Source organism: Flavobacterium sp. B330r, from assembly GCF_056824325.1.
Genome location: NZ_CP124860.1, coordinates 193180 through 214690, shown reverse-complemented (window position 1 = coordinate 214690; position 21511 = coordinate 193180). Strand labels below are relative to the sequence as shown.

The 21511-nt window shown below is 36.2% G+C and carries 13 protein-coding genes; 1 reads left to right on the top strand and 12 read right to left on the bottom strand.

The features are described 5' to 3' along the window. Positions 1-67: 67 nt before the first annotated feature. On the top strand, positions 68-1321 hold the full coding sequence (gene rocD, locus QLQ95_RS00910; RefSeq protein WP_482502229.1) for an ornithine--oxo-acid transaminase: 1254 nt from the start codon (positions 68-70) through the stop codon (positions 1319-1321). 139 nt (positions 1322-1460) lie between these two features. Here the strand turns inward: rocD and QLQ95_RS00905 are convergent, their stop codons facing one another. The 12 genes from QLQ95_RS00905 to QLQ95_RS00850 all read right to left on the bottom strand — a co-directional run bounded on the left by QLQ95_RS00905 (position 1461) and on the right by QLQ95_RS00850 (position 21504). Continuing rightward, positions 1461-3392, bottom strand: coding sequence for a family 2A encapsulin nanocompartment cargo protein cysteine desulfurase (locus tag QLQ95_RS00905; RefSeq protein WP_482502228.1), 1932 nt, complete (start codon positions 3390-3392; stop codon positions 1461-1463). After that, positions 3376-4296, bottom strand: coding sequence for a family 2A encapsulin nanocompartment shell protein (locus QLQ95_RS00900; protein ID WP_095928820.1), 921 nt, complete (start codon positions 4294-4296; stop codon positions 3376-3378). The genes QLQ95_RS00905 and QLQ95_RS00900 overlap by 17 nt, the downstream gene beginning before the upstream one ends. A gap of 62 nt (positions 4297-4358) precedes the next feature. Further along, positions 4359-5243: a serine O-acetyltransferase gene (locus QLQ95_RS00895; protein WP_482502226.1), complete on the bottom strand. Its 885-nt coding sequence runs from the start codon at positions 5241-5243 to the stop codon at positions 4359-4361. A gap of 576 nt (positions 5244-5819) precedes the next feature. Beyond that, entirely contained in the window at positions 5820-7472 is a 1653-nt protein-coding gene (locus QLQ95_RS00890) for an arylsulfatase (protein ID WP_482502224.1), read from the bottom strand. Positions 7473-7674: 202 nt separating this feature from the next. Further along, positions 7675-9123: a RagB/SusD family nutrient uptake outer membrane protein gene (locus QLQ95_RS00885; protein ID WP_482502222.1), complete on the bottom strand. Its 1449-nt coding sequence runs from the start codon at positions 9121-9123 to the stop codon at positions 7675-7677. 10 nt (positions 9124-9133) lie between these two features. Beyond that, positions 9134-12181, bottom strand: a complete 3048-nt coding sequence (locus tag QLQ95_RS00880; RefSeq protein ID WP_095930435.1) for a SusC/RagA family TonB-linked outer membrane protein — start codon at positions 12179-12181, stop codon at positions 9134-9136. 707 nt (positions 12182-12888) lie between these two features. Then, the gene (locus QLQ95_RS00875) at positions 12889-14148 is read right to left on the bottom strand and encodes a YeiH family protein (RefSeq protein ID WP_095930553.1); all 1260 of its coding nucleotides are present in this window, start codon (positions 14146-14148) and stop codon (positions 12889-12891) included. Positions 14149-14271: 123 nt separating this feature from the next. Next, positions 14272-15891: a sulfatase-like hydrolase/transferase gene (locus QLQ95_RS00870; protein ID WP_095930436.1), complete on the bottom strand. Its 1620-nt coding sequence runs from the start codon at positions 15889-15891 to the stop codon at positions 14272-14274. Positions 15892-16066: 175 nt separating this feature from the next. After that, entirely contained in the window at positions 16067-16783 is a 717-nt protein-coding gene (locus QLQ95_RS00865; RefSeq protein ID WP_095930437.1) for a thioredoxin domain-containing protein, read from the bottom strand. An 11-nt stretch (positions 16784-16794) separates the two neighbouring features. Beyond that, positions 16795-17850: a sterol desaturase family protein gene (locus QLQ95_RS00860; protein WP_095930438.1), complete on the bottom strand. Its 1056-nt coding sequence runs from the start codon at positions 17848-17850 to the stop codon at positions 16795-16797. Positions 17851-18083: 233 nt separating this feature from the next. Continuing rightward, positions 18084-20000 (bottom strand): arylsulfatase, encoded by a 1917-nt coding sequence (locus QLQ95_RS00855; protein WP_482502219.1) that lies wholly within the window; start codon positions 19998-20000, stop codon positions 18084-18086. A 31-nt stretch (positions 20001-20031) separates the two neighbouring features. Beyond that, positions 20032-21504, bottom strand: coding sequence for a RagB/SusD family nutrient uptake outer membrane protein (locus tag QLQ95_RS00850; RefSeq protein ID WP_095930440.1), 1473 nt, complete (start codon positions 21502-21504; stop codon positions 20032-20034). Positions 21505-21511 lie beyond the last annotated feature (7 nt).

The window sequence follows — 21511 nt, the reverse complement described above, 5'->3', positions numbered from 1 at the left end:
CAAAACATTGTTTTTTTAATGGTTATTAGTTTAATTTTGATATTTTTGTAGAAATAAAAAGCATATTATGATAAGTACAGAAAAAACACTTTCATCAAAATCAGAAGTTTTGATTGAAAAAGAAAACAAATATGGTGCTCATAATTACCACCCGCTTCCTGTAGTTTTAGAGCGCGGAGAAGGCGTATATGTATGGGATGTTGACGGAAAGAAATATTATGATTTTTTATCTGCTTATTCTGCGGTAAATCAAGGTCATTGCCATCCTAAAATTGTAAATGCAATGGTAGAGCAGGCGCAAAAACTAACTTTGACTTCTCGTGCTTTTTACAATGATAAATTAGGAAACTATGAAGAATATGTAACGAAATATTTTGGTTTCGATAAAGTTCTTCCAATGAATACTGGTGCAGAAGCAGTTGAAACTGCTTTGAAAATCTCAAGAAAATGGGCATACGAAGTAAAAGGAATTCCTGAAAATCAGGCACAGATTATTGTGTGTGAGAATAACTTTCACGGAAGAACAACTACAATTATCTCTTTTTCTAATGATGAAACAGCTCGTAAAAACTTCGGACCTTTTACAGATGGTTTTATCAAAATTGAATATGATAATTTGGAAGCGCTTGAAAATGTTTTAAATTCATCTAAAAATATTGCTGGATTCTTGGTTGAGCCAATTCAGGGTGAAGCAGGAGTTTATGTTCCTTCTGAAGGATATTTAGCGAAAGCGAAAGCACTTTGCGAAAAACACAATGTACTTTTTATTGCAGATGAGGTTCAGACAGGAATTGCACGTACAGGAAAATTATTAGCCGTTCACCACGAAAATGTACAGCCTGATGTTTTAATTTTAGGAAAAGCAATTTCTGGCGGTGTTTATCCAGTTTCGGCTGTTTTATGTAATGACGAAATCATGAATGTGATTAAACCAGGACAGCACGGATCTACTTTTGGAGGAAATCCAGTTGCAGCGGCCGTAGCGATTGCAGCTTTGGAAGTGATTAAAGACGAAAAACTAGCTGAAAATGCAGAACGTTTAGGAGTTATTTTAAGAGACGGATTGAATAAAATCGCTGAAAAAAATAACTTGATTACGCTGGTACGCGGAAAAGGACTTTTGAATGCCATCGTAATCAATACAGATGAAGATTCTGATTTGGCTTGGGAAATCTGTCTGAAATTTAGAGATAATGGATTATTGGCAAAACCAACTCACGGAAACAAAATCAGATTGGCACCGCCGTTGGTAATGACCGAAGAGCAAATTAATGAATGTCTTGAGATTATTGAGAAATCTTTGGAGGAGTTTAAAAATTAATTAATTCTCCGTAACTTTAATGATATAAAAAGGCGACTGTAATGAAACAATCGCCTTCTGTTTATAATTACTTAAAATATCAAAAAAAGTAACTATTTCTTATGAGTCAATGTTTTTATAGCATTGACTCATTTTTATTTTAGAATCTCACTTTTTTCAATTCCCATAAGGTTTTAATAAAAGTATCTACATCCTGAGTTGTGTTGTAAAAGGCTAATGAAGGACGAACTGTAGTTTCAACTCCCATTCTGCGTAAAATAGGCTGTGCGCAATGATGTCCGGTTCTTACTGCAACTCCTTCTTTATTCAAAGCCTGTCCAACCTGATCGTTTGAATAGCCTTGCAAGTTAAAAGACAAAACGCTGGCTTTATCTTTGGCAGTTCCTATTAATCTAACACCTGGAATTTCTTTTAAAAGTCGGGTAGCATATTCGAGTAAATAATGCTCGTATTGTCCAATCGCTTCAATCCCTAGTTTTGTTACATAATCAATAGCAGCGCCTAGACCAATTGCATCGGCAATGTTTCCTGTTCCAGCCTCAAAACGATTCGGAGCTTTGTGGTATTTTATTTCCTCAAAAGTGACATCCTGAATCATGTTTCCGCCAGATTGATACGGCTGCATTTCGTTCAATAAATCTTCTTTTCCATACAAAGCGCCAATTCCCGTTGGACCAAATAATTTATGTCCAGAGAAAACCAGCCAATCCGGATTTAAATGCTGAACATCTACTTTCATGTGCGAAACGGATTGTGCACCATCAATTAAAACTTTTGCTCCGGCAGCGTGTGCCATTTCAACTATTTTTTTGGCTGGAGTTACCGTTCCCAATGCATTAGAAACTTGTGTAAAAGCTACTAAACGAGTTCTCGAATTCAGCAGTTTTGCATATTCATCAAACAAAATCTGACCGTCATCATCAACAGGAATCACTCTTAATTTCAAGCCTTTTTTATCAGCAAGACGTTTCCACGGAACGATATTAGCGTGATGCTCCAAATTACTGACAATAATTTCATCACCAGAATTTAAATTCTGATCGCCCCAAGTTGAAGCAACTAGATTTATTCCTTCGGTCGCACCTCGTACAAAAACAATTTCGTTTACCGAACGGGCATTAAAAAAGCTTTTTACTTTTTCGCGCGCAGCTTCGTAAGCATCAGAGGCACGAGCTGCTAATTCGTGTGCCGCGCGGTGAATATTTGAATTTTCATGTTCGTAGAAATAGGCAATTCTGTCAATAACCGATTGCGGTTTCTGTGTCGTTGCGGCGTTGTCAAACCAAACTAGAGGTTTTCCGTTTACGGTTTCTCTCAGAATCGGAAAATCCTTTTTGACCAATTCGGCATTAAAATGATGTCCTTTGAAAAGATTAATTTCTTTACCATCAAAAGAATTTCCGACGGCAATATTGGTACTTTTTCTGTCAAACGCAAAAGGATTCTGGTCTAAAAAATAGTAGGATGTTGCCGTTTCATTTCCGTTTAACGGAAAATCTTCTCGTTTTTTAAATTGTGTATCAACAAAAGTCAAGGCTGCCTGCAATTCAATTTCAAACGAAGAGTTTTCTGTTTGAAACGGAAGATATTGATTGTTGAGCAACAATGGCGAAAAAGCAGATTCTTCATTCAGCTGCGGATTTCCATTATTTAAATTAATATCATGAAAACCAGTATGCGGATCATCCATGTTTAAATCATGATTTTCCTGTACCCCAGAAGAAGTGTTTTTACCCTTTGGATCAAATCCCGCTCCAGCATTTGGCGGTAAAGCAAAAGCTCCCGTGTTTTCGTAATTGGATACGGTAGGAGAAGCGCCAAATCCGCTAAAGGAATGTTGAACTGGCTGCACATTCGACGGAACTGCTAAAGGAATTTGATCTAATGAGCCAATGTTTCCTGTTTGCAAGAACGTTTCTGCAATCTTTGTCGCACGCGGATGCTCGGCTTTATCCGGACTTAACGATATTTCTTTTGGAAATTCATTCGGTAAAGCTTTGAACAACTCGTTTGCCAAATGCTGCAAATCATCGATTTTGGGTAAACCGTTGTTGTTAATATTTGTACTCATGATACTTTCCTATTTCTACATCTTCTAATACAGCTATGGCATCGTCAACCAAAATAGCCAAAGAGCAGTAAAGTGAAACCAGATAAGAAGCAATTGCTTTTTCGTTGATTCCCATAAAACGAACAGATAATCCTGGAGATTGTTCGCCTTGCAATCCCGGCTGAATTAATCCGATAACGCCTTGACGGCTTTCGCCTGTACGCAATAATATGATTTTAGATTTTCCTTTTACAATTGGCAGTTTATCCGAAGGAATAAGCGGAATTCCTCTCCAAGTTAAAAACTGAGATCCAAATAGAGATGTAGTAGGAGGAGGAACGCCACGACGAGTACATTCACGTCCGAAAGCTGCAATTGCAAGTGGATGCAGTAAAAAGAATCCAGGTTCTTTCCAAACCTTAGTAAGCAATTCATCCAAATCATCTGGAGTTGGAGCTCCCGTACGTGTTTTAATGATTTGTGAAGGCACAACATTGCTCAATAAACCATAATCTTTATTATTGATTAATTCGCTTTCCTGACGTTCTTTAATCGTTTCAATTGCCAAGCGAAGTTGTTCTGAAATTTGGTTGTAAGGTTTGCTGTATAAGTCGGAAACACGGGTGTGAACATCAACAATGGTTTGTACAGCTGCGAGATTGTATTCTCTTGGATTATCGATATAATCAACAAAAGTGTTGGGTAAAACTCTTTCGTCACGAGCAGAACAATCTACTTCGATGTGATTGGCATTTTTAACTTTGTTTAAACGAAATACACCCGATTCTACTGGAGTCCAATGTAATAAATGTGTTAGCCATCTTGGTGTTACGGTTCCGATTTGCGGAACGGTACGAGTTGCAATTGCGAGCTGTCTTGCTGCAACATCGCCTAATGCGGTCTGTTGTGGTTTTGTTTCGGCCATTTTTTTTGAGTTTTAATAGGTTTATAATTTATTTTTTGATTCCTTAAAGTTATTTATAAATTTTATTCAAACAGCTCATCTACAGATAAATATCTTTCTCCTGCGTTGTAATTGAATGTTAGGATTGCAGTGTCTTTTGGTGTTTCCTTTTTGTTTTCTGAAATTGTTTTAATTTTTATTTCGTTCTTATGATACACAATAGAATTTGGAAGAATACTGTTAGTAAGCCAGACATTGCCACCAATAATTGAATTTTTACCAACAGTTGTCTGACCGCCAAGGATGGAGCTGTTGGCATAGATTACTACATTATCTTCAATTGTTGGATGTCTTTTTATAAAAGCATCTTCTTTTTTTACACTCAAAGCCCCAAGCGTAACGCCTTGATAAATTTGTACATCATTGCCAATAATTGTGGTTTCGCCAATTACAATTCCCGTTCCGTGATCAATGGCAAAATTATCTCCGACTTGAGCGCCGGGATGAATTTCTATACTAGTTTTTATGTGTGCATATTCAGATATAGTTCTAGCAAGAAGTTTTAGATCCTGTTCCCATAATTGATGTGAAAATCGATAAATCGCAATAGCAAAAAAGCCAGGATAAGAATACAAGACTTCTTCAAAGGATTTTGCGGCTGGATCTTTTGTAAAAATAGTAAGCGCATCATTTATGGCTTTTTTGTGTAAATGCGGAATGGCTTCAAAAAAGATTTCAGTCTGTTGTCTTGAATCACTTTTGGGAGAAAAATCGGTGACTAGTTCATCAAACTGTTTTTCAAGAAGATTGAATTTATATCTTACAGATGCCTCAGTTTCATAGGTCTTTGTTGTATTTGAATACAGCAGAAGGAAGAAATCATCAATAAACTGATGGATAACTTTTTTTTCGGGAAGAATTAATAATTCCTGATGTTGTCGCGCTATTTCGTGATAAAAAGATTTCATAACAATTGGTTTTTGGTTTGTAATTGAAATTCTTACCATAACTGATATCTGAATCAAAACCTTTTAAATAGTATTTGATGACATAATAATCCTCGATGCAAAGCAGCAAAGTGATTATAGGATTACAGTAGGAAAGTGTTTGGGAAATAAAGAGAATCGCTTTTTGGCTCCCATTTTTTTAAAATGGAAATCGCTAAAAAGAAAATAGTGAAGGGATTAACAACAGAAACACATACAACAAAATGTATTGTATGTATAATTTTTAGGAAAAATGTGAGATGATATTTTTTCTGATGTTTTCAAAATGTAGTGCTTTAATTATTTAAATTCTACTAATTCTATAGACAAAGTTATATTTATTATGGTAAAATCCAAATCTTTTTTGAAATTTATTTGATACGTTATGAAATTATTCTGTGATAAATAAAATATTTTGGTTTTAATGTGCTGTTTATTAGTTGTTTGTGTTTTGTTTAAAACAATGAAAAAGGGTCGAAAAACAAGTTTTTAAAACTCATTTTTCGACCCTTGAATACTTTTTAAAATTCAAAAAAGATTTTTTTTTTAAGATTTGAATTATTTCTTAGCAGCAGCGCCAGGAATCAATTCTCCTTTTTGTTTGAATTTGCTGTATTCTACAACTCCTGTTTTATCTGCCCAATCGAAATATTTGGCCGAAAGATCGTTTACAATTCCAGGATTTTGTGCGGCAACGTTTGTTGTTTCGCCACGGTCTGCTTCAAGATCATAAAGTTCCCATTGGTAAGACGGATAAATAGAAACCAATTTCCATTTTCCTTCTCTAACCGCTCTGTTTCCAGCTCTTTCCCAGAATAAAGGAGCGCCACGGTTTACTTCGGATGCATTATCAAATAAAACAGGCAGCAAACTTTTACCAGGAAGCGGATTAGAAGTTACGCCATTTAAGTTTTTAGGATAGTCAATTCCAGCCAATTCGTAGAAAGTAGGAGCAAGGTCAATAATATGTCCAGTTCCTTTATCAATTCTTCCTGCTTTAATTTTTGAAGGATACCAAGCAATAAACGGAGAACTGAATCCGCCTTCGTGCATATTGTTTTTATAATCTTGTAAAGGTGTATTAGAAAGATATGCCCAGTTTTGTTCTTGATAATCAAAAGAACCAGAAGTTCCGATTGGTCCGTCGTTACGAACTAAACCTCTTTTTAATGGATTGTACGTATTAAATCCGCCTTGAGCGCCATTATCTGCAATGAAAATGATTAGAGTGTTTTTATCTTTCTTTAACGCTTTCAGTTTATCCAGAACCTTTCCGACATTTTGATCCATGTTGTCTACCATTGCGGCGTACACTTCCATTTTAGCTTTCCAGAATTGTTTTTCGTCATACGTTAGTTTATCCCATTCTGGAACTTCTGGATCTCTTGGAGCAATAGTCTGGTTAGGAAGCAGAATGCCGTTTTCTCTCAATTTCTGAATTCTTTTTTCTCTTAAAGCATCCCAGCCCTCATCAAATTTGCCTCTGTATTTGGCAATATCAACAGGTTTTGCCTGTAATGGCCAGTGAGGCGCTGTAAATGCTAAGTATAAAAAGAAAGGTTTGTTTTCTTTGTTTTGTTCGTCTAAGAAAGTAACCGCGTTGTTTCCAATTTCATCTGTGAAGTAGTACGAATCGTCTTTTGGATGCAGTTCTTCATTATTGCGGATCATTTTTACTGGATAAGCCGTTTTCCCGAAAGGAAGCGGTTTTGTGTCGAAATAATTTGCTGCACCTTTTAAGATTCCGTAAAACTTATCAAAACCTCTTTGATTTGGCCATTGCGCTTGATCTTCAGAACCTACGTGCCATTTTCCTGACATTAAAGTGCTGTAGCCTCCAGAACGGAAAACTTCACCCAAAGTCAAAGATTCCTTGTTTAAATACCCTTGATAAGCTGGCAAACCTAGATTCACATCAAAATAACCAACTCCAGCTTTGTGCTGATATTGTCCCGTTAATAAAGAAGCTCTCGTAGGCGCACAAATTGAGTTATTGTAAAATTCGCGCAGACGAGTTCCTTCTTTCGCTAAACGATCTAAGTTTGGCGTTTTTATCTCAGAGCCATAATTCCCTAAATCTGAATATCCCATATCATCGACCATAATTAAAATTACGTTGGGTTTAGATGATGCGGTTTGGGCTTCGGTCTTATAAGAACCAATTATTCCTGTCAATAAAACAGAAAATAAAATGTTTATTCTTTTATTCATCTTATTTATAATTTACTGTTAGTGTATTTTTAATTTTATTTCTAACACATAGAGGCATAGATTTTATAGATGTAGTAAGGCGTTTTACTTGTAATAAAGATCATAGCTATGTGTCGAGAAATATATTTCTCTTTTATTTTCTTTTCGAAAGCAAAAAAACTATGTCTCTATGTGTTAAATTAATTTATGTGTTTAAAAAAAGTTATCTCCAAGCCGGAACTTGTTTCAAATTCGGATTCAAATCCAATTCTCTCTGTGGAATAGGAAAATGAACGTGTTTTGGCTGTGCGTTGGTTTTTCCTGCGGCTTTTAATTTTGCTACAAAATAATCTGGGCCTCTTCTTGCCAAATCAAACCAACGCTGATATTCGTAAACCAATTCTTTTCTTCTTTCTTCAAAAACCGCTTCTCTAAACGCGTCTTGACTTAGTGCTGGAGAAGTTGTCGCTAATAATTCAACGCCTGCTCTTGTTCTCACTAGGTCAACTGCTGCATACGCTTCTGGAGTTGGACCTCCGTTTTGTTCGTTTAAAGCTTCTGCATAAATCAGCAATACTTCTGCAAATCGTATAATTGGCGTATTTTTAGAAGATTGCCCTGGCGAAGTCGGCGTCGCGGGATCAAAATATTTGTTGAAATGTGGCGTAACTTTATACGTTTTTCCATCGGTCGGACTTACAAATTCGACTGCAAAAGTGATGTACTTTCTTTTGTCTGTTTCAGCGAAAGCTTCAAAAAGTTTACCTTCCTTGTGCAATGCATCTGCTTGATCTCCTGCAATTCCAGGAACAGAAGTTGGAGCAGCTGTAGAAGCCAGCATGTTTCCGTTCCAGTTGGTTAATCCTTTAAATTGAGCAGAGAAAATATGTTCTTTTCCGTTTTTGGTTGCCACATTAAATACATCAGCATAATTTTCGAACAAATCATAAACTTTGCTGTCAATGATTTCTTTACTTTTTTCGGCTGCTTTCTGCCATTTCTTTTCAGTTAAATATACTTTTGCCAAAATACTTTTTGCAGCGCCAGCAGTTACCCGGCCTTTGTTTTGTTGCACTACAGGAAGCGCTTCGGCATCAATTAGATCGTTTTCAATCTGCGTATAAACATCTGCTTCTGGAGTATTGCTAACATTGATTGCTTCCGGCGTTAAAACTGTTGTTTCGTGTAAAACCAACGGAACATCTCCAAACCATCGTACTAAGTTAAAATATAAAAGCGCTCTTAAGAACTTTGCTTCGTTAATTAAATCTTTGTCTTTCTGTGAATTAAGATTTGGATTCTTCGCGATATTGTCAATTGCCACATTTGCTCTATTGATTCCATCATAACTTTGTCGCCATAATTCAATCATACGGTCGTTTGAAGCATCGTGCGTTAAGTTGGACAAAGCTCTAACATGTGCATTTCTTGCTCTTGGTCCTGCTTCATAATCATCTGTTGCCATTTCGGTCGCAATCTGAATTAAACGATTGTATAGCGTATGTGTCGAACTGTTTATAGCATTATGAATAGCAATAACTGCTGCATCGGCATCTTCGGTGGTTTTATAAAAATTGGTAGACGAAATAAATGCTTTTGGATCTTCGTCTAAAGAATTGCACGCACTCACTAAAAAGAGTACCGCTAAACTGAATATTATATTTTTTTTCATGATAAGTCTTTTAGAATGTTACGATTAATCCGCCTGAGATTGTTTTAGAAGCAGGATAAATTCCAGTATCTGTTCCCGGAGAAATTGTCGTTCCGTTTGTTACTTCAGGATCGTAACCTGTGTATTTTGTCCACGTTAATAAGTTCTCTCCGATAACACGGAATTTTACTGAGGTCAAACTTAATTTCTCTGATATTTTTTTTGGAAGATTATAGCTTAAAGCAATGTTTTTTAATCTCACAAAAGAACCATCTTCAACAAATCGATTAGAAAAAACTGGTGCAGGATCTAATTTTGCTCTTGGCGTTGTATTACTCGGATTTGTTGGTGTCCAAGCATCTAAAGCTGAGGTTGACGCATTTTGCTGTCCGTTGTATAATTCCAGAGCCTGTAGGTTTCCGTTCAGGATTTTATTTCCAACAGAACCATTCACTAAAATGGCCAATTCAAAACCTCGGTAAGTGAAATTATTAGAGAATCCGAAAACAAAATCGGGCTGTGCATCACCAATGCTAGTTCTATCTGCTGCGGTTGTAAACGCTCCGTCTCCGTTAATGTCTTTATACAAGCGATCTCCCGCTTTTGGCGTTGCATTTCCTGTATAAACTCCTTTTGTCGCGACTTCATCTGTCTGTAAAATTCCGTCAGTAACCGCGCCATAGAAAGTTCCTAAAGACTGGCCCACTTTTAAAATATAGTTTCCAAAAGTGTAAAATTCAGCACCATTTCCTAAAGCAATAATTTTGTTTTGGTTAAAGGCAATATTAAAGTTCGATGTCCATGAAAAAGCAGTATTTCCAAGAGAGGCATTAAGCCCAAATTCAATTCCCTGATTACGAACAGATCCAAAATTCTGAAGAGAAGAAGTAAATCCCGTTGTGTACGGAAGCTGAACGTCTAACAATAAATCTTTAGTGGTTTTGCGATAGACATCAATTGTCAAATTCAATTTATCATTAAAGAAGCCAACATCAACTCCAGCATCAAACTGATTGGTTAATTCCCATCCTAAATTGTCGTTTGCAATTCGCGTAGGCGTAAAACCGGTATAAATCTGATCTCCAAAAAGATATTTTACACTTGTCAAAGTAGATAAAGACTGGTATTCTCCAATTTCCTGATTTCCTGTAGCACCCCAGCTTGTTCTGATTTTTAAACTATTGATAACGTCTTTTACAGGATTAAAAAACGATTCGTTACTAATCTGCCAAGCTGCGGCAACAGAAGGGAAATAACCCCATTTATTGTCTTTTCCAAAACGAGAAGAACCATCGGCTCTAATACTTCCTGTTAAGAAATATTTGGAATCATAATTATAATTTACCCTCGATAAAAACGAATTCAGCGCCCAAGTGCTTTCGCCAGAAGTTGGCATTAAAGCCACATTTCCGCTTTGTAAACTGTAGTAAGAAGTAATATCATTTACATATTGCTGCGATCCAGAAGTATTAAATTCTCTGGATGAACTTTGCTGTGTATAACCCGCCAAAGCATTCAAATGGTGTTTTTCGCCAATTATTGTTGTATACGTTAAGGTGTTTTCGTTTAACCAGCTTCTAGAATCGGCAGTTCCAATTTTTCCTTCTCCGTTGGTAATAGAACCTTCATAAATGCTAGATGGGAGATAACTTTTTTCTTTGTTGAAAATCATATCGGTTCCAAAAGAAACTTTCAAAACCAAATTTTTCAAAATATCATATTCGCCGTAAATAGTTCCTAAAATACGATCGGTAATAGATTGATTTTTACGTTCGTTTAACGTTGCGATTGGATTGGCAAAAATATTTTCAAACGGATTTCTTAAAGTATAACTTCCGTCTGGTTCGTAAATCGTTGCCGTTGGAGGCATACTCAATAACGCTGTAACCAAACCGCTCGGAGCCACTTTAGATTTGGTTTCGGCAATTGTTAAGTTCAAACCAAATCTCGCTTTACTGCTTATTTTTGAATTTAAATTAACACGTCCGCTGAAACGTTCAAAACCTGTATTTTTTATAATTCCTTCCTGATTGTAATAGTTTCCAGAAACCGCATATTTGGTCTGATTGTTTCCGCCAGAAACACTTAATTGATGATTTTGTGTCAGTCCTTTTTGGAAAGCCGCATCTTGCCAGTCGGTTCCTTTTCCTAATTGCGCAATTTGTGCATCACTCAGATATTGGTTTGTTCCGCCCGCTGGATTAGAATCGTATAAAGCGGCATTTCTTAATCTCGAAAAACCTTGGGCGTCTAACACATCAACTTTTTTACGAACTGACTGTTGGCCAATTGTAAAATCATAATTTACAGTGGTAGCAGTATTTGAACCTTTTTTGGTTGTGATAATAACAACTCCGTTTGCTCCTCTAGAACCGTAAATGGCTGTTGAAGAAGCGTCTTTTAAAACCGTAATCGATTCGATGTCTGACGGATTTATAGTAGAAAGCGGATTGGTTGGCGTACCGCTCAAAACACCAGAAGTGACTTCTGAATTGTATAATGGAAAGCCGTCGATTACATATAAAGGCTCATTTCCGCCCTGAATCGAACTTCCTCCACGAATACGAATGCTCATACCAGCGCCCGGCTGACCCGAAGTTTGTGTTACGTTAACACCCGCAACAGAACCTTGAAGTGAACTTTCAAGCGTTTTTTGAGTTGCTTTTAAGGACATTTGGGCTACGGTTTCGGCAGCTCCAGTATAATCTTTTTTAGAAGTGCTTCCGTATCCAATAATTACAATTTCATTCAATTCCTTCACATCTTCTTTTAATGAAATCTGAATAAAATCTTTGGTTGCGATATGTTCTGCGGTAACGTAGCCTAAATAGCTTACGATTAAAGTATAAGGAAATTTTTGTCCTGTCTGAAAATAGAATTTTCCGTCTAAATCGGTTACAGAACTATGAGTTGTTCCTTTGATCTGAATAGTTACGCCAGGAATGGGCTGATTGGTAACTTGATCTACAACGGTACCATTTAAGGTTGAATTAATTAAGGGCTGTGTATTTTGTGCTTTAATTCCGATCGAAATTAAGAATACAAAAAGCCACAAAAAGGCATGTAATTGCTTGTTCATTACTTTTTTGGATTTAAATAATAAAGCAGTACGGAAACTTGGTTTTCCAATTTCCGAAGGCTTTCTTTAGTGATAAATGTTCTTTGAGTCTTGCCATTTCTGTTGCCGCAGAAATGGTTTTTACTATGAAAGGATAGGGCAGTGCATTATTTTCATTTTGTAATCTTGTTTAGTTATTATTTTTTTTAGTTAATATGGTTTTGACATAGTTAATCGTTCAATACTTTAGGTATTAATCGTTTGTTGCCAAGATGTAATTTAGTTTGTGATTTTATTTTCGATAAGAAACGAAAACGGAGATTGGATTTTTAACAGCACATGCACATATAACAAAAAGTGTTATGTGTGAATTTTTCAGGAAGAATGTAATGCGATGTGTAAGCTGTTGTTTTCAAAATGTAGTTCTTTATTGTTTAAACTCTACTAATCCTATAGACAAAGTTAATTTTATTATAATGAAAACCAAAAGATTATTTAATTTTTTTGAGGAAAAGTATATTTAAAGAATGCGAAATATATTTTAAATATTTTTAAGTGATTGTAAATTAGTTGTTTAGTGTTTTTGTTTTAAAAAATAAAAATAGATTTAAACTATTTTGTTTATACAGTTTTTACTTGCTTTTTTAAGCTTGATGTTTGAATTATAAAACTAAACCCGACAGGTTTTAAAAACCTGTCGGGTTTGATATAGAATAGTAATGCTATTTTTAAGGTTTAAAAAGCAAAAAAGCGATAATCAATGTTATAAGGATATTAAAAAATTGCGCAGCGAGAAATGCAATTAAAGGTTTTCGGCTATTGTTTTGAAGCAAATCTTTAAAATTGGTTTCCAATCCAATACTTGTAAAAGCCAATGCAAACCAAAGTCCTTGGAGATTTTTTAAACTTTCTTTTAGTTCATCGCGAGTTTCTGGTGCAACAAAAAACGAAAAAACAATAGAAGCTGCAATAAAACCAATGACAAACTTTGGAAAACGCTCCCAAATTACGCCGAGAGTTGGTTTCGTTTTTTGAATTTCAGAAGACTGATTATGAGTGTAGGTCCAATAAATAGAAATGGCAAATGCGGCTATACCCAATAATACATTTTGAGAGAATTTGACAATTGTACTTATTTTTAAAGCTGTTTCGCCAACCAAAGTCCCAGATGCAACGACAGCTCCAGAAGTATCAATACTTCCGCCAAGCCAAGCGCCCGTAACTTCTTCGGGAAAATTAAAATGACGGGCAATGATGGGCATAAAAATCATCATGGGAATTGCAGTTACTAAAACCATCGAAATGACATAAGACAGTTTTTTAGAATCTCCTTTTATAGCGCCCGAAGTTGCAATCGCAGCCGAAACACCGCAGATAGAAACGGCGCTTGAGATCATCATGGTCAATTCGTCGTCGACTTTTAGTTTTTTACATAACCAGAAGGCAAAATACCAAACGGATAAAACTACGATCAAAGCTTGAATTAAACCTAATGATCCCGCTTTTAAAATATCAGAAAAAATAACACTCGTTCCCAATAAAACCAATCCGATTTTGACAAAAAGTTCGGTTGATAAAGTAGAACGAAACCATTCTGGAAGTTGGAAGAAATTTCCAATAATCAATCCGATGACTAAACTGAAAATAACTGCTTCTAGATTTAGCGCTTTTACTTCAGAATTTCCTGCAATGATTATGGCGATTATGGTCAGGATATAGATGATTGGAAATCCGTAAATGAAATTTTTAATTGATTTTCCAACTAAAAAAGTGCCGATTGTTCCGATAGAAATAAAATAAAGGAATTGAAGACTAATTGTTTGAATGTTTTTAATTTCGAAAACATTGTTTATTAAGTCTGTTCCATTTGTCCATTTAAAAACAGGAACTTCTGGCAGAAAAATAAAGAGAGAGATTCCGATAATTAGAAAACCGAGAATAACGACGGTCCAATCTTCGTGGATAGTTAATTTTGTTGAGGTTGACATTGTATGTTTGCTTTCCTGCAAGGTTTCCAAAGCCTTGTAGGTATTAAGTAATTATTCGAGTAGTTCAAACAAACCTACAAGGCTCTGGAAACCTTGCAGGAGTTGAGTATTTGTATTTAAATATTACAAATCGACAAAGTATTTTTGTTTGCCAAAGTCAAATTCGTAATAGGTTAAATTAGGCCAAAGCGGCTTAATTAATCCTTTTTCCCAGTTTTGTAAAGCGGCTTGTAATTCCTTTACTTTTTCAGGATTTTTTTGTGAGAGGTCTGTTTTTTCAAATTTGTCAGAAGCAAGGTTGTAGAGCCATTTTTCATGGGTTCTTCCGCTGATGACTAATTTCCAGTCGCCGCTTCTAATAGCTTTTGCATCGCCCGAACGCCAATATAAATCTTTGTGCGCTACTTTATTTTCATTTACCGTTTTTACTAAATCAACTCCGTCATAAACTCGATCTTTTGGTAAATCAGAACCAATCGCTGATGCAATGGTTGTGAAAATATCTAGAGTGCTTATAGGATTTTTGTAAACAGTATGAGGTTTGACTTTTCCTTTCCACGAAAGTGCAAAAGGAACATTGATTCCGCCTTCAAAATGAGAAAATTTACCGCCTTTTAAAGGTGCATTTGTTGTCGCAAAAGTATAGTCGGCACCACCGTTATCGCTGGCAAAAACAATTAAGGTATTTTCTTCAAGACCTTCCTTTTTGACTTTTTCGCGGATTCTTCCAATTGCATCGTCTAAAGCGCTGATCATGGCAAAATAAACGCGTTTGTTTTCGTCTTTTACATTCGGAAAACGATCGTAATATTTTTTACGAACCTGAAATGGTGTATGTGGCGCATTAAACGGAATATAAAGTAAGAAAGGTTTAGATTTATTTTTATCAATAAAAGCTTCAGCTTCTTCTGCAAATTTTTCTGTTAAATAGGCTTTTTCATCAATGATTGTGCTATCTCGGCGAATCTGTCCAATTCCGACACGACCTTTGCCCCAAATCATTTTATCGGTAAAATCTTTATGATGATGATTGATGATGTCTGGATTATTATCTTCTGGAGCAAATAAGGAGAACGCCTGATAAAAGCCGTAATGATAATCGAAACCACGGTCCAGAGGAAAAAATCCTTTATTATGTCCCAAATGCCATTTTCCAATAATTCCTGTAGCGTAACCTTGTCTTTTGGCTAAGTCGGCAAAAGTGATTTCAGATTTCGGAAGTCCTTGTGTTTCAATTGAAGCATCGTTTGGATATTCGATTTTATCATTTAATCTCCAATTATTAGTATTCACCAAATATTTGAAGGCATAATATTCGAGATTGTTCTTCGGATAGCGATCTCCTGGCTGATATTCATGTCCAAAACGTTCCTGATATCTTCCTGTAATCAAACCCGCACGAGAGGGCGAACAAATTGCGGCCGATGCATATCCGTCGGTAAAAGTTACTCCCGAAGCAGCCAAAGAATCAATCTGTGGAGTAGGAGTCGATTTTCCGCCGTAGAGCGAAATATCATATTTGCCTAAATCATCGGCAAGGAGAATAATGATATTCGTCTTTTTTACTGTTGAATCAGATGGAGCTTTTGAAGCTAAAAAAGCTTTTTTCCCTTCGGCAAGTTTTTGATCTTCTTTGACTAATGTTCCGTCAGTGTTAATAGGCCAGAATAAAAATGCTGCTAGAATGAGAAGCACTAGTAAAATGGGAATTACAATTTTGGTTATTTTTTTATAGGTTGCCATGTATGGTTTTTGGTTGGGTTTGAGTGGAATTGATTTTTTTTGTCATTTCGACGAAGGAGAAATCTTCACGAGTAACTCCTCAACGAATATCCAATCTTTGTAGAGCTTCTTGCGAAGATTTCTCCTTCGTCGAAATGACAATATTATGGTTACGTAATTGTAAAAAGTTTCGAGACTACTTAGAAGCCAATGCAACATCAACTTCACTCTTCAAATCATTGATGCCTTCTTTCTTAAAAACAATTTTTCCATTTTCATACAAGATCAAAGTCGGAAAAACTTTTACTGTTTTTAAATCGGCAATAACTTGCGGACTGTCTTCCAATTCAATTTCTACGATTTTTAAATTGGTTCCGTATTCAGATCTGATGGTTTCTAAAACTGGTTTTACTTTTTTACAAGGCGCGCAGTATTTGGAACCAATATCAACCAAAACCGTTTTGTTGTCGGCAATGATTTTATTGAATTCTGCCAATGACAATTTGCTTTTTAGATTGGAATAAAAAGGTTTTCCGTTTCCGATCCAGTTGGCAATTCCGCCCTCTAAACTATAGGCTTCAGAAAAGCCATTTTTTAATAATTCTTTTTCTAAAGCAACACTTCGACCAGCTCCGATAGAATAAATAAAAACGGGTTTAGTTTTATCTAATTTAGCAACAGATTGCGCGTAGTTTTCTGATTGAAGATTAAAGTTTACAGCGCCTTCAATATGATTCAAGGCAAATTCTTCAGAAGTTCTGGCATCAACAATCTGCGGATTTTTTTGACTTTTTATTTTCGAATAAAATGAATCTAACGACAATGAGCTGTGACTTTCATTTTGCGAAAAAGCAGCAACTGCCCATAAAAAGGCAATTGCTGTTATACTGTTTTTTAAGATTTGATTTTTCATATCTAGAAGTATTAAACTTGTTCTAATACAGGTGATGGAGTTTCTTCGGTAACCGTTTTTGGTTTTAGCGGAAGCGATAATACTCCCTCGGCAAGAGAACTGCCTTCTTTTTTAGATTTAAAAATTGGCCAAAGAAACTGTGCGTACCATTCTTCTTGTTTGTATGATTTTGTTCCGAATGATTTAGGGTATTGACGTGTAATTAACCCTGTTCCGAAAATAACATCCCAGATAAAAAACATGTTCCCGAAGTTTCCTTTAAAATGACCAACGCCATCTCCGCTTGTATCAGCATGGTGCGCGTGATGCGTTGCAGGAGTAGAAATCAGTCTTTCTAAAACCCATGCAATCGGGTGTAATACTTTGTATTTGTAAAAAGGTTTGTCCCATGGAATGCTTGAATGCGCTCCCAAAGTGATGAAACTTTTGATTACTAAAACAAATAAAGCAGGAAGACCTAAACCTAAATAGGTTAAAGTTGCTGTCAAATAAATTTGAGAAAAGAAAAGTGTATAAATAAAGTTTTGTCTAGAAGCCATCGCCATTCCCATATACGGAGCTGAATGGTGTGTTCTATGAAAACGCCATAAAAACGGAACTTGATGATGCAATCTATGATACCAATATTGCGTTAAATCGTCTGCAATGGCAATTAAGAAAAAGCCTCCCCAAAACGGAACCCATGATAATGAGTTTGCTAAGTTTGGCAGTAAATAAGGTAAAGCAGTTAAACTAAAAAAAGCAATTACAGGAGGCAAAAGAAGTTTTGGCGCTAAGAAACAAACGATATCTATTTTGCGTTCTTCGCCAGTCCATTCATCATCGTATAAACCTGCTGCAAATTCGATAACTCCCAAAACAAGCATAAATACTGTTAATCCCCAAGTTCTGATATTGGCAAAAACGGGTTGTGCAAATTCTAAAAACGAAGGCAGTGTAATATGCGATTCACTTACAGCGCCACCCGTTAATTTAAAATAAAGGTAAATTGCCACTACAGGCAATGAATAAATGAAGAAACTTATCGTTAAGTCTCTCGTTAATTTTTCTTTTTGAACTATAGCCATGATTTCTTATTTTAAAAATTGATTTACTACTGCTAATCCGCCAGCCAGAATCGCCAGTGGAACTAAAAACAAGATTATCCCAACGACAATCTTTTTTCCTATAATTTCATAATCTACTCGTTTCATAATTCTTCGTTTTATATCCTGCGAGGTTTTTCAAACCTTGTAAGGATGTTTTTTTTAAGCTTTTAATTTAAACCTACAAGGTTTTTGAAACCTTGCAGGTTCGATAATTAGTTATTGGTTCCTCCAGGTTTAGTTGCTTGTTTGATTAAGTCAGAAACTGTTTTTCCTTTGTCGGCACCAGTATTGTGAATTCTTCTGTTGTAAACATCCTGCCAGTCAATCAACGGATACACATTGTTTTCTTTTGCCTGTTCGTCAAATAATTTTTTAAGTTCAGCTAGTTTTTCAGGATATTTTTTTGCCAGATTATTACGTTCGTTGAAATCTTCGTTTAGGTTATACAGTTCCCAAACATCGGTATCGAAGTTGCTCGGAGCAGGTTTTTCGTTGCTTCCTAAAGATTTTTTCACAGCAAAAGAATCTGGTAAATGTGCTGCAGAAGCTTTCCATCCATCTTTGTAGATTGCTCTGTTTCCAAAAATGTAGTAATACTGTACTTTGTGCAATGATTCGGCTTTCGGATTATCTAAAGAAGCTTGGAAAGAAGATCCTTGAATAATATCTTGTTTGATTCCTTTGATATATTCTGGAGCTTTAATTCCTGCAATAGCCAATGTAGTTGGAAGCAAATCGGTTACGTGGCTGTATTGATTTCTGATTCCGCCTTTATCTTTAATTCCGTTTGGATAAAAAACAATCAACGGATTACGAGTTCCACCTTCTGAATGCGCATCTTGTTTCCAGTTTTTGAAAGGAGCATTGGTTGCTAGCGCCCATCCTAAAGGATAATTGGTATTTAGACCTTTTGCTGTTCCGATTTCTCCAATATTATTTAAATTGCTTTGGAAATTCTCTTCATCTGTTTTTCCTTGAGCAAACAAACTCTGATTGATTGTTCCTTGTAAAGTTCCTTCTTTACTTGCTCCATTATCACCAATTGCTACAAAAATCAAGGTATTATCCAGCTGTCCGCTTTCTTTTAGATAATTTACAACTCGTCCAATTTCATAATCGGTATAGGTTAAGAATCCTGCGTAAACTTCCATGAATCTTGCGTATACTTTCTTTTGGTCTGGAGTTAATTTTTTCCATTCCGTAATTAAAGCGTTACGATCTGGCAGTCCAGCATTTTGAGGAAAGATTCCCAATTTCTTTTGGTTTGCCAATACCTTTTCGCGGTAAACATCCCATCCTTCGTCAAATTTTCCTTTATATGGTTCAACCCATTTTTCAGCAACCTGATGAGGTGCGTGAACAGCTCCTGGCGCATAGTACAAGAAGAACGGTTTTCCTGGTGCTGCTTTTTGTTGTTTTTGGATGTAACTGATGGCTTTGTCTGTAATCAATTCATTCAAATGACGTCCGTCAGGTTTAATATGAACTTGATCTTCTACCAAATCAGGATTGTATTGATCGGTTTGAGAACCTAAGAATCCGTAGAAATGATCGAAACCTTTTCCAGTTGGCCAACGGTCAAACGGACCAGCATCTGAGGCTTCCTCGTCTGGCGTAACGCCATATTTTCCAACAGCAAAAGTGTTGTATCCATTATCGCGAAGAATCTCTGCAATTGTTCCTTTATCAGAAGGAATTCTTCCGTCCCAGCCTGGGAAACCTGCGGATAAAATAGTATGAGAAAATCCACTAACGTGAACTCTTCCTGAGTTTCTACCAGTCAATAAAGCCGCACGGGTAGGGGCGCAAATTGCTGTTGTATGGAAGTTGGTATAACGCAAACCATTATTTGCCAGATTATCAAAAGTAGGAGTGTTGATTAAACCTCCAAAAGTGCTTGAAGCTCCAAATCCAACATCGTCTAAAAGAATCCAAACAATATTCGGAGCGCCTTTTGGAGCCGTTACAGGATCTGGCCAATATTCTTTAGAATCAGCTAAAGTTTTACCAATTGTACCCTTAAATTCTTGTTTGTCCTGTGCAAATCCTAATTGTGCAATTAGGACAGCAGTAATCAAAAGCCCTTTCTTAGAGCCTTTGATTGAAATGCTATTTTTTAAATTTTTCATTTTTTATAGTTTTTTAGTTATATGGTTTTAATTAATATCCAGGATTCTGAGGTAATCCGTCAGGGTTGATATTTCTTTCGCTTTGCGGAATTGGATACAGATTATTTCGTTCTGAAACTGAGTTTTTGGCTGTAACTTTTTTCACTTCAGTAACCAATGTTCCCCATCTTACCAAATCGTACCAGCGTTGTCCTTCTTGAACAAATTCTTTTTTACGCTCTTCTTGAATTGCTGCTCTAAAAGAGGTCTGATTTAATCCAACTAAATCGACAGAAGCATCTGGAGTTGTAATTGGTTTTCCAAAAGCTCTTCTGCGAACTTGATTGATTAATTCGTAAGCTTCTGCAGTTGGTCCGCCTTGTTCATTTATCGCTTCCGCTAAAGACAAAAGGATGTCGGCATAGCGAATAACAGGAAAGTTGATTGCTACGTTTGAAGGTGTCGCCAGATTAGACAAATCCAAGTATTTTTTGAAGATTGGTTTCGGAAAAGTATAAAGTGTTCCCGTTGACGGATTAAGCAATTGTTTGGCATAACTCACATCTCTTCTTTTGTCACCAGGCGCATAAATATCATAAAATAAAGCAACATCTGAGATAATATCTGCTGGTTCTGTTGCGGTAAATCCAGTAAAAGAAGTTGCCTGAAAAGTACTTCCGCTAGAACCATTTCCTGCTTGATTTGGCTCAAATTGAACCGAGAAAATATGCTCTTTTCCGTTCTTTTTTGTTTTAGTGAAAATATCTTGGAAATCTTCAAACAACGCGTATCCATAACCTCCATCAATTACTTCTCTAGATTTTGCAATGGCATTTGGCCAGTCTTTTCTAGTCAGATATACTTTTGCTAAAATCGCTTTTGCAGCTCCCGATGTAGCGCGCCCAGCATCTGCTGTAGTATACGTTTTTGGAAGAGCTTCAGCATCTGTCAAGTCTTTAATAATTTGATTGTACACTTCGTCAACCGTAGAGCGATTGGTTTTTAGATCTCCCAAATTGATAGAAGTCGCTTCGTGCAAAACAATTGGAACACCGCCCCAAAGACGAACTGCTTGAAAGTACAAAAGGGCTCTAATAAATTTGGCTTCATTGATCAATCTGGTTTTGATAATGTCTGAACCTGATACTTTCGGAATATTATCAATAGAAACATTGGCTCTGTTGATTCCGTTATAAATTTGTCTCCAAGCCACTTGAACACGATCTGAAGTAGCATCATGCGTTAAACTGCTCAAAGCTCTAACTTGCGGATTGGTTGCCGAAACTCCTGCAGCAGCATAATCAGAACCCATATCTGTTAAGAAATAAAGGTTTCTACCAAACAAACTCTGCTCGCCTGGATCAAGGCTTAAAGAAGCGTAAACTGCAGTTACACTTGCAGTAGCATCATCTTGCGTGACAAAATAATTGTCTTCGGTTACAAAAGAGGTTGGTGTTACCTCAAGATCAGCGCACGATACTAATAGACCGGCACTTAAAAGGAATGTTATAATTATCTTTTTCATTATATAT

Coding starts and splice junctions, on each gene's coding strand:
- rocD (WP_482502229.1), top strand. CDS start 68: ATGATAAGTACAGAAAAAACACTTTCATCAAAATCAGAAGTTTTGATT.
- QLQ95_RS00905 (WP_482502228.1), bottom strand. CDS start 3,392: ATGAGTACAAATATTAACAACAACGGTTTACCCAAAATCGATGATTTG.
- QLQ95_RS00900 (WP_095928820.1), bottom strand. CDS start 4,296: ATGGCCGAAACAAAACCACAACAGACCGCATTAGGCGATGTTGCAGCA.
- QLQ95_RS00895 (WP_482502226.1), bottom strand. CDS start 5,243: ATGAAATCTTTTTATCACGAAATAGCGCGACAACATCAGGAATTATTA.
- QLQ95_RS00890 (WP_482502224.1), bottom strand. CDS start 7,472: ATGAATAAAAGAATAAACATTTTATTTTCTGTTTTATTGACAGGAATA.
- QLQ95_RS00885 (WP_482502222.1), bottom strand. CDS start 9,123: ATGAAAAAAAATATAATATTCAGTTTAGCGGTACTCTTTTTAGTGAGT.
- QLQ95_RS00880 (WP_095930435.1), bottom strand. CDS start 12,181: ATGAACAAGCAATTACATGCCTTTTTGTGGCTTTTTGTATTCTTAATT.
- QLQ95_RS00875 (WP_095930553.1), bottom strand. CDS start 14,148: ATGTCAACCTCAACAAAATTAACTATCCACGAAGATTGGACCGTCGTT.
- QLQ95_RS00870 (WP_095930436.1), bottom strand. CDS start 15,891: ATGGCAACCTATAAAAAAATAACCAAAATTGTAATTCCCATTTTACTA.
- QLQ95_RS00865 (WP_095930437.1), bottom strand. CDS start 16,783: ATGAAAAATCAAATCTTAAAAAACAGTATAACAGCAATTGCCTTTTTA.
- QLQ95_RS00860 (WP_095930438.1), bottom strand. CDS start 17,850: ATGGCTATAGTTCAAAAAGAAAAATTAACGAGAGACTTAACGATAAGT.
- QLQ95_RS00855 (WP_482502219.1), bottom strand. CDS start 20,000: ATGAAAAATTTAAAAAATAGCATTTCAATCAAAGGCTCTAAGAAAGGG.
- QLQ95_RS00850 (WP_095930440.1), bottom strand. CDS start 21,504: ATGAAAAAGATAATTATAACATTCCTTTTAAGTGCCGGTCTATTAGTA.